Source organism: Okeania sp. SIO3B5, from assembly GCF_010692555.1.
Classification (GTDB): domain Bacteria; phylum Cyanobacteriota; class Cyanobacteriia; order Cyanobacteriales; family Microcoleaceae; genus Okeania.
Window position 1 is genome coordinate 1 of the sequence record NZ_JAAHHG010000345.1, and the last position, 10,656, is coordinate 10,656.

The 10,656-nt window shown below is 36.2% G+C and carries 7 protein-coding genes; 6 read left to right on the forward strand and 1 reads right to left on the reverse strand.

The genetic code is table 11. The features are described 5' to 3' along the window. Positions 1–498: 498 nt before the first annotated feature. Complete coding sequence (locus tag F6K54_RS31200; RefSeq protein WP_293086584.1) at positions 499–1,467, reverse strand: PEP-CTERM sorting domain-containing protein; 969 nt, start codon at positions 1,465–1,467, stop codon at positions 499–501. Positions 1,468–2,926: 1,459 nt separating this feature from the next. Between F6K54_RS31200 and F6K54_RS31205 the strand changes: the two genes are divergently transcribed. The 6 genes from F6K54_RS31205 to F6K54_RS31230 all read left to right on the forward strand — a co-directional run bounded on the left by F6K54_RS31205 (position 2,927) and on the right by F6K54_RS31230 (position 10,477). Then, complete coding sequence (locus F6K54_RS31205) at positions 2,927–3,805, forward strand: hypothetical protein (protein ID WP_293086587.1); 879 nt, start codon at positions 2,927–2,929, stop codon at positions 3,803–3,805. Between the two features lie 669 nt (positions 3,806–4,474). After that, the gene (locus F6K54_RS31210; RefSeq protein ID WP_293086590.1) at positions 4,475–4,678 is read left to right on the forward strand and encodes a hypothetical protein; all 204 of its coding nucleotides are present in this window, start codon (positions 4,475–4,477) and stop codon (positions 4,676–4,678) included. Between the two features lie 659 nt (positions 4,679–5,337). Then, positions 5,338–7,035: an extracellular solute-binding protein gene (locus F6K54_RS31215; RefSeq protein ID WP_293086593.1), complete on the forward strand. Its 1,698-nt coding sequence runs from the start codon at positions 5,338–5,340 to the stop codon at positions 7,033–7,035. 385 nt (positions 7,036–7,420) lie between these two features. After that, positions 7,421–8,140, forward strand: coding sequence for a hypothetical protein (locus F6K54_RS31220; protein ID WP_293086596.1), 720 nt, complete (start codon positions 7,421–7,423; stop codon positions 8,138–8,140). 521 nt (positions 8,141–8,661) lie between these two features. Further along, positions 8,662–8,859: a hypothetical protein gene (locus tag F6K54_RS31225; protein WP_293086599.1), complete on the forward strand. Its 198-nt coding sequence runs from the start codon at positions 8,662–8,664 to the stop codon at positions 8,857–8,859. Positions 8,860–9,373: 514 nt separating this feature from the next. Beyond that, entirely contained in the window at positions 9,374–10,477 is a 1,104-nt protein-coding gene (locus tag F6K54_RS31230; RefSeq protein ID WP_293086601.1) for a substrate-binding domain-containing protein, read from the forward strand. The last annotated feature ends 179 nt before the right edge of the window (positions 10,478–10,656 follow it).

Consider the following 10,656-nt stretch of genomic DNA (forward strand, 5'->3'; position numbering starts at 1 on the left):
AATTATTAAGCGCATTGTTACAGAGAAATCGTATTACTATTGTTGGGTTTATCCTAACGGATAAGCTGGCGCTAACGTTCCTCAACCCAACCTACGCCTGGTTTTTAGTCTAAAATCCTCAAAAAGGAGCGTATTTTAGGCGCATAGTTGAGCAGAAAAATCAAGGGACGATTCTTACTACTATCTCCTCTATAATTCCCATTTCTCCTGACTCCTGATATCATGTCCGGTAGCATCGGAGCGTGTATAAAATTAAGGTGACAATGAAAGAAAACCTTCTGCCTCCTGCCTCCTGCCTCCTGCCTTCGGACCACCAAAGTCTAATTATTCAACCGGACATGATATGACTCCTACCCTCACCCATAAGACTTTTTCAGCAAACCCTAAATACTTGCTATACATGATTACTCAATCACGATAGCTATGATTTTCTTCTAAAATTCTGTCTCCTGTCTCCTGTCTCCTGACTCCTTCTTCGGTTGCTACATTTTGTGGGTATTAATGTTTGCGCTTGAACAGAAATCCTAAACCAAAGACTGATGTAAGTCCCAAGAGAGTTGAGGGTTCTGGTACTCTTCTACGACCCTCAGAAAGAGCTTCAGGTAGGGTACCATTAAAAACAGGTAAGTGTACTTCACCACGTTGGTTAAAAGATTTGACTACAACATTACCTTCTACTTCAGTATTGTTTGTTAAGTGAGCAAGGGGAGCGAGCAGAGATCCATGAAAAGCATTGCCAAAGTTAAGTGTTTCAGCTTCATAGAAGTTCCACAAAACGTTTTGCTGAACAGAGTCACCTACTAAACCACCTACCATATTACCTTGATTCCAGTTTACAGACGTACCACTAACATTAATAATAGCAGTTCCTGAACCATTAAGGTTTAGTTCTATTTGTTGGGTTTTATTGCTGAAAAGGTCAGCAGCATCAACGTTGAAGATAGCAATTTCGTCTCCGGAAGAATTAAATCGAACAGCACCAGGTTGTTGGCCAGGAGTTACTACATCACTATTTGCGGTTAAACCGGAAAGGTTTTCAGAGGTGTCTGTTAGAAAATTTTTCAGCTCGTTAAATTCATTAGCTAGGTCACTGTTTTGACTTTTACTACCACCACCATTTGTATTGACTATTGAGTTTAGGTTACCACCATACTCTAGATCTGCTCCATTATTGACCTGTTTAGGGTTACCTTCGATGTCACCGACAACTTTTAGACCAACACCATCAAAGGGGTCAAAACTACCACCTGAAAAACATTTGATACAGTAATTTGAAGAGCTTCCTAAAAGGTTACCACCGATGAAAGCATTACCTTCTACTTCAGAGTTACTTGTTAAATCTTCAAATACTACTAAGTTGTAATCTGCTAGAGAGATCGCTGAAGCAATTGTAGGGAAGGTTATAGCTAAAGATGTTGCTACGGCTGAGATAGCTATTTTAGCAACGGGTTTAAAACTTAAAATCATAGAGTTTTCCAGACAGTCGTTTAATTTATTTGTTACTTTTTGATACTTCTAGAATACTTATTTTTTTTTATGAATGTCAAGGTTTTAATATGAAGTTTAAGTAAATAATACACAAAGAAGCTAACTGTATTTATACGCAAGAAAATATAAAAAACAATGAAAAAATAGGAAAAAACAAGGGAAGCATCTTTTATTGCTAGCATTTAAAATACTTATTTTTTTGTTTTTCTTTGTCAATAGAGATAACATATAGAAGTACTTTTAAATATAATTTCCTCACTCGATGGTTTGCGTAAACCTAAGTTTTAGTCCAGTAGGGTGCGTTAATGAAATGTAACGCACCATCTATCAATAAAAAGAAACCAAACCATTCTTAACCCATAAGTCCAGTAGGGTGCGTTAATGAAATGTAACGCACCATCTATCAATAAAAAGAAACCAAACCATTCTTAACCCATAAGTCCAGTAGGGTGCGTTAATGAAATGTAACGCACCATCTATCAATAAAAAGAAACCAAACCATTCTTAACCCATAAGTCCAGTAGGGTGCGTTAATGAAATGTAACGCACCATCTATCAATAAAAAGAAACCAAACCATTCTTAACCCATAAGTCCAGTAGGGTGCGTTAATGAAATGTAACGCACCATCTATCGATAAAAAGAAACCAAACCATTCTTAACCTATAAGTCCAGTAGGGTGCGTTAATGAAATGTAACGCACCGTCTATCGATAAAAAGAAACCAAACCATTCTTAATATCAAATCCGGTTAAACAGCCATAGAATGGTTAAGTTAGGAGGAGTCAACCCACCCCTCGCCCCTCCCCCTCCCAGGAGAGGAAGTCAGGAGTCAGGAGGAAAAAGAATTACAAAGATGAGCATAGTTATGACGATTGAAGAATTTTTTTATGTCCAATTAAACGGATTTGATATAACTCATAAGGTGCGGTGCGTTACGCTAGCGCTAACACACCCTACTAGCGCGTCAAGGCTAAAATTGTGGGTAAAATTAACTCTCCGATCCCCCCCAACCCCCCTTGGAAAGGGGGGAGAGGTCTATATTTTCTAATCCACATTTTCAAACTTGACGCGCCACTACTGGACTCGACAAAAAGAAACCAAATCATTCTTAACCCATCAGGTGCGGTGCGTTACGCTAGCGCTAACACACCCTACTAGCGCGTCAAGGCTAAAATTGTGGGTAAAATTAACTCTCCGATCCCCCCCAACCCCCCTTGGAAAGGGGGGAGAGGTCTATATTTTCTAATCCACATTTTCAAACTTGACGCGCCACTACCAATAGCTACCAATAGCTCAACGGACATGGTAATAAATTTAATTCCAGGAGTTTTGCATAAATTTCTCTTATGTGCCTGATAAATTAGTAAATCTTCATTTGGGAACCTTCTCTATCTGTAGATATATGGTTGCCCAATTCAGGTATAACAGGAGAAATTATATGGAAATAGTTAAGTACACTGGAAAAGAAATTGTCCTAAAAGACGAATTATTTACTCATGTTGCGACCTCGTTGCTTTTTGTTTTTCCCTGGATAGGAATACCACTGTTTATTAGTTTAATAATTTTATCGGAGATGGGAATCATTAGCGTTTCATGTCAACGAGTTGAACCAACTCAAGTTAATTGTCAGGTCAATAACTCAAAGTATTTAGGTTTAACCCAAGGTTCTTCTACTTCCTTAACTCGGGTAAAAGAAGCCAAATTTAATTCCCAAAATAGTAGTGATAGCAGTAATTATTTTGTGACCTTAGTAACTCAAAAAGGAAAAGAAGTTGTCAGTTGGCAGAGTAATTTATCTTTCACTAATGTTAAGGGTTACCCTCAAGAAATGAATCAAATGGTGGCAAAAATTAACACATTTATCAATAATTCAACTGAGCCATCTCTGCTTATTCAGTACGATCTACGGTGGAAATGGCAAAACCTGCTACCTTTAACTATCTGCATTATCTTTCTTGGAATAGGAATCTTAATTCTATACGCAGTTTTTTCTCTAAAAATACTAATTTATCTAAAAACACTAATACTTAATAAAAGTGAACGACAATTAACCTACAAAGTCTTTTATTTATTTGGTACTGAAACCAAACACTATTCCTTTGCCCACATCCAAAAATTAATTCTAGAAAGTTATACAAATAGTGATGAAGATGAAAATAAATCCTATCGCTTAGAGTTAGTCTTACCAGGAGAAAATCTAAATCATCAGTTGAAAATAACTTTAAAATATAATGATAATATCAAAAGAATTAAAAAATCGGCCACAATGTTCTCCGATTTTATCGAGATACCCTATCAAGATTTGTCAAATAAGTAATCATTTTTTTTAAGAGTTTGGGTGAGTTTAGTAGAACGGAAATGTCTATACCTTTAAAATGTTAAGTTTTGTAAACGATACTGGTAATATCTGTAAAATTCCTATCTTTTGTTGATGAATAATAGAGTAAGGCGCTTTGAGTTCTTACTATTTATTCCCAGCTAGATCGAATTTTGCATAATTTTCCAGACACTAGCTGATTAATAAGTATAAAGAAAAAATAGACACTTAATATATGGCCTCAATTATAGAATTTCTCAGTAAGTGTGACGTACACTGCTGAAGATCCCCCCTAACCCCCCTTGACAAGCTATCCCTTACCCATAACTCCTGAAACCCTTGTGCGGACGGGGAGACACGGAGAGGGGGAGACACGGAGAAAAAATCATAGTATCTAAGTAAAAATATTTAAAATTTCACAGATAAATATGCTTTTTCATACATTTTTCTCCCAAAAAAGCCGAACTAAGACTTACCCATAATTTGTCAGTTTTGTCAAGTTTTATGTTAAGAAATATGTGGGTAAAGCATAGCTTGACAAGGGGGGAAACTGGAAGTCCTCCTTGAGAAGGGGGATGCGCGGGGGAGCGTTGATGTACCTCACGCCTTGTGAAAACCGCTATATTAGAGTGCCTATAGAAAATTACATTAATATCAAATAGGTGAAATATGATGATGAAAATAGGCGAAATTCTAATCCGCAGACAATTAATTTCTGAAGCTCAATTAAATCAAGCAATAGATATTCAAGCTTCATGCTGTCAAAAAATTGGTGAGCTTTTATTATTTCAAGGTTGGATTAGAGAAGATGATTTAGAATCAGCTTTAAGAGAACAATATTGGCGAGATAATGGTTATTGGATAATTGATTAAATATAGAAGTCAAAAGTCAAAAGTCAAAAGTCAAAAGTAGGAAGGAAGTTATAAGTCAAAAGTAAGAAGGAAGGAAGAAAGCATTTAGTTATCTAGACGTTTAGTTACAGCAGATTCCTCCCATAAGAAGTACAGAAATTAACAATTGAATGAATGCAAGTGCGGGCATCTTGCCCGCGATGGGTGTGCATCACGCTTAGTGGATACCAGAGAAGGAAAAATCTGGCGTTGTCTGAATTTTAAGCTTTTGATATATCCTAATCTTTCCTTCGATTGTTATATACATTTTAGATTAAAGGGCGTTGCTGATTCTGGGTATGATTTGATAATTTTATATTTTTGATTTTGTATTTTGGATGGTTTGAACTACTTGTTAATATTAACTGTTCCCTGTTCCCAGTTAAGTGTTCCCTCCATACCTATAAACCTACTTTCATACCTTAATTCAAATTCAGCAATGCCGATTAAAGATTGAAAATAAATTGTCCCGACTGAACAGTAAATCTTAATTTGCATAAAATTTGAAACTGTAGCTGATTAATTAATATAGGCAAAAGCTGATTATTCAAAAAGGCATTCTGCGGGATGCCTTTTTTTTTTGCATAAATAGGGAGAAAAAGGCTGATTAATAAATATAGTTAAATTACTATCACAGAAAAATGAAAATCAACTGGCAAAAAATCAGTCTAATTCCCAGCTTAGGACTTCTATTTCTGGGAGCTTGTACTCCAGCTAATAATTCCTCAAATGCTTCAGGGTTGGAAGTCAAATTTTTAGTTGGCAGTGCTTTAGAAAAATTCTGTAACCAAGCTGCGACTCAACTAAACCAACAACAACCAAAACTCGATAATGGTAAATCTTTTTACCTAAAATGCGAAGCGAAAGGTAGTGGAGATGTAGTCAAAGATATTGTTTCTTTATCCCAAAAACTCAAAAATGGAACCATCCAACCAGACTCCCCAGAATTTCCCACCCTAATTTCCGTAGATGGAGAAATTTATCATTCCCAACTATTATTTCAAATCAATCAAATTTATCCCGGACAAAACTATATTCCTCAAATTACTGACGCGCCTTTGTTGGCAAACAGTCCCATGGTATTCATGGCATCACAAGAAATAGCAGCAGGACTACGGAAACAACCAGATATATATCGCTCCCTAGTCAGTGCTAAAACTCACCAAGACCTAGATCCCAATAGTCCCCAACTACCAATACATTATGTTCACACTGCTCCCACTCGTTCCAATTCTGGCCTGCAAACCTTGGTAGCTCAATTTGCCTCTGTTGCCAATAAACGTCCCGAACAACTCACAGTTGCTAACGTGAAACAATATCAATTTCAAGTCCAAAAAATTCAGAGTAAAGTCACTCGCTACGGGGTTTCCACCAGTTCCCTAGCTGAAGATATGGTGAAAAATGGTCCGTTCTGGGCATCCATCGCTTCTGTTTATGAGTCTTCCGTAATTGAGGCAAATACTGATAATACTCAAACTCGCTATGAGGCAATTTATCCCAGTTCTACTTTTACTTCTAATATGAGAGCAATTTTACCAACTGCACCCTGGGTAAGTGAGGATGAGCAAGAGGCAGCAGAAAAAGTCATTGAATATTTGCGATCGCCAACCGCCCAACAAATTCTTACAGACTTAGGTCTCAGGCCAGGGATACCGGGAGTTTCTTTGGGAGCAAAATTTTCTTCCCAATACGGAGTAGATCCCAATGCTCAATATGATTCTCTGCGGACTCCCCAACCAGAAGTGGTTAATGCCATGATTAAGTCTTGGCAGGAATTTGCGAAGAAACCATCTCAGGTGGTTTTGGTAGTTGACTCTTCTGGATCTATGAAGGGTGAAAAGTTACCTGCTGTTCAGAATACTTTGCGCTACTATCTGGAGGGTTTAGGGCCAAAAGAAAAAATTGCTCTGATTGATTTTGACTCTAAAATTCAAGCTCCGGTTTGGGTTGATGGTACTACTGAAGGTCGTAGTCGCGGTATGCAGTTTATTAGTAGTTTGAAAGCGGATGGTGGTACGAAACTTTATGATGCTGCTTTGAATGCCAGAAATTTATTACAGGAAAATCTCAGTTCTGATGCTATTAATGCTGTAGTTCTTTTAACTGATGGGGAAGATTCTGGTTCTCAAACTTCTCTCAAACAACTTACAGATAATCTGAAAAACAGTGGATTTGATTCTGACAAAAGGATTGCTTTTTTTACTGTTGGTTATGGGAAAAAGGGAGAATTTGATGCTGGAGTTTTGAAACAAATTGCTAGTTTAAATGGTGGTTATTATCGTCAGGGAGACCCGGAAAGTATTGTTAATTTAATGTCCGATCTACAAACAGAGTTTTAACTCACATTCGGCACGACAAAATGTAGCAACCGAAGAAGGAGTCAGGAGACAGGAGACAGAATTTTAGAAGAAAATCATAGCTACCTTTAACAATTAATAATTAATAATTACCTCTCCTTGAAAAGAAGAGGATTGATTCAAAGGAAAATTTTTCTTTATTGTCCCCTTAAAAGAGGAGGCTTTAAACCAAAATTTTTCGGTAATTGAGTAATCAATAAAGCAAGTATTTATGCTGAATTATTTACTCGGAATTTGATGAACGAAAAAAGTAATGGAGATGATTTACATAGTATAAATACCTGCCAAGCTACGGATTTTTATACTACTTTTAACGATACAAATTGAAGTGCGGAATGTGGGTTTTAATTTTTATCTGGAGGTAAATATGAAATTAGTGAATCCGCTTGATTATCCTATATCTATATTAATAGGTGGATTTTTGTTAATAGCTGGTGTCCGGTTTGTGAGGTTGCCAAATTTTGTAGTTTTACCTGCTACGGCGGTTGTTTCTGTGGCAAGTGCTACAGTGTTGAAGTCTAAAGAACCCAATGCTGAAAGGTTGGCAAAAAAACAGTTAGAAAAAGAATTAGAAGTTATTTCTGGACTGGCAAAAAATTTAGCAGAAAAAGCGGAGGTTTTGCGACAAGAAGCTAATCAATTGTTAGGTGGTGAAGCTTTTCAAATGGAATTATTAGTAACAGTTCAATCAGTTTGCGATCGCGCCATTGAACTGCCTTATAAAATTACAGAAATGTCTCAAAATTTACCGAAGAATGAGGCATTATTATCTGTGGAGGATTTGGAAAGACAACTATTAGAAGTTAAGAGTAAGCAAAGGTCAACATCTGATATTACTCAACAGCAATTAAAACAATTAGCTGCGAGTTTAGAGCGAAATATTCAGTTAGCAAAAGCTGGAAAAGATACTCGACAAGCAAAAATTCTTAGTCTGCATACCATGGTTCAAGATTCGGCAGGATTATTGCAAGAACTAGAGAATAAATTGCGGAATGCTAATTTGAATGATTTGGCAGAAATTCAAGAATTACGGAGTTTAAGTGATGAGTTAAATAGCTATCAAAATAATATGAAAATATTCCTTTAATTTGATATTAATATTTGCAGAAGTCAGAGAATAATTCAAGAATTAAGAATTAAGAATTTAGAATTACCTCTTCTTAGAAATAAGAGGATTGGAGCAAAGCTAGCCATGTTATCCGCCAAGAAATTTATTTCTTGGCTCAAAGTAGAAGTCATCTAAAGATGACTAAAAATAGTTAATTTATTATGGCTAATTAATGAGAGTTGATATTACACTAATATTTAATTCTTGAAAAATGCTGCCACATGAATACTATAATGACAGCAATTTCGGAGTTAGTGAGGTACAAAATTTTATTTAGTAATTTTGGCAGTTCAAGCATCCTGCTTGTTACAGGCTAGAAGCCACAAAGATAGAGATTAATCTTCAACCTTGTTACAGGCTAGAAGCCTGTGTTACAAAGATAGAGATTTATTTGATTTTACAACTGATAAATTATAACTGAAATGATCCCTGAAAAAAATTAAGTTGGCGGAAATCATTAAATTCTTTCTGATGTATTTATAAGTAGCAGAAAGAAAATTATGAATAACAAACTTGATGCTCTTTTATTGGTAGTATTGCTTGTAACAACTATAACTTCTGTACAAGAGGAAAAAGTACTAATAAATAAGTTAAATGATAGTTTGTATCAAGCTGAAATAGCTATTATTCAACAACAAAAAAATTATCAAAAGGATGAACAACCACCTGTTCCATATAAAGATGGTGGCAGTCGTTAAAATTAATCAGCAGAAGTAAGAATTAATTAATGGATAATGGATAATTGATAATTGATAATTACCTCTGGTTAAAACCGTTACGGAATTAAATATCAGGAGATATTATTTCTTTTTTTTTCTTAAAAGGAGAGGCTTTAAACCAGAATTATTTAATCATTAATAATTAATAATTAATGATTCGGTAATAAGTAATAAGGAAGAATTAATTAATGGATAATGGATAATTGATAATTATCTCTGGTTAAAACCGTTACGAATTTGAATATCAGGAGATATTATTTCTTTTTTTTTTCCTTAAAAGGGGGAAGCTTTAAACCAGAATTATTTAATCATTAATAATTAATAATTCGGTAAGAAGTAAGAAGTAAGAAGGAAGAAGGAAAAAGGAGAAATAAGGCGTTTATTTATCTAGATAGAAGGTTAATTATAAGTAGTAATGGCAGTTGCTAGCTATTCCCTATTCCCTGTTAACTGATAACTGATAACTGAATTAACATTAGGAGAATATTCAACCATGACAATTACAAATCATAAATCTTTCAAAAATCGTCGCATTTTATCTGGAATACTTACTTGCACAGCTATAGCTTTAGCTTATGCACCAATTCCAGGATTAAATCAAAAAATCATAGTAGTTAGCGGCACAGAATTTGCCGAACCACTCCAACAAATAGAAACTCAATTTGAGCAAAAATATCCCCACATAAACTTAGAATTAAAATTCCAAGGTTCCCAAGATATAATCAACAATTACATAGACGAAAAAAACGACTTTAACCCTACAGTTTTAATCCCGACAAATGCAGCACTATTAGATGAATTAAACCAACGCTGGCAAAGCCAAAATAATACCCAAGCATTCTATCAACAACCAACAGCGATCGCCAAAACTTTCCTAGTAGGAGTTGCTTGGCCTGAACGTGGAAAAATCTTATTTCCCAATGGCAAATTTTCCTGGCAACAATTAGAAAAAGCAATGGCAGCAGGCAACTGGCAAAAAATAGGCGGTAAACAACAATGGGGTAGTTTTGATTTCATCACCACCGATCCCACTCGTTCCAATAGTGGGCAAATAACCATGAATTTGTGGGCACAGTCAAAAGGTAGCAAAAATTTGAATACACCCACCGTTGAATCATTATTTAGTACAGTCAAACGCTCAGTTTATTTGCCACCCCGTTCCACCGATATCTTGTTACAAGAATTTATTGCTCGCGGGCCTAATGATGCAGATGTAGCAACAGTTTACGAAAGCATCGCCCTCTATCGTTGGCAACAGTCAGGTGCAGCTCAAAATAAACCTTATCAAATTTATTATCTCAACCCCACCGTAGAAACTGTAGCGACAGCAGCAGTCGTGCGTCGGGATGTAAATGGGGCAACCGCTAATGCTGCTGGTAAATTTGTAGATTTCTTGACACAACCAGAACAACAAAAAGTATTTGTGCAGTATGGTTTTCGCCCCACCCACGGCAATATCGATCTGCTCTCAGTTACCAATAGTCCTTGGAATCAGAATATTCCTGGCGCTCAAGTTAATCCGCAAATTTCCACTTTGCCAGCACCACAACCATCAGTTTTGGGAGAAATTCAAAAGTTGTGGCAACGGGTGCAGTAGGGGAGTGGGGGATGGGGGAGTGGGGGAGTGGGGGAGTAGGGGAGTGGGGGAGTGGGGGAGTGGGGGGGATGGGGAAATGGATTTGATATAAAGTATCACTTCTAACTTCTAACTTTTGAATGCATGACTTTAGTGAATGGGGAGATGGGAAGATGGATTTGATATAAAATATCGCTTTT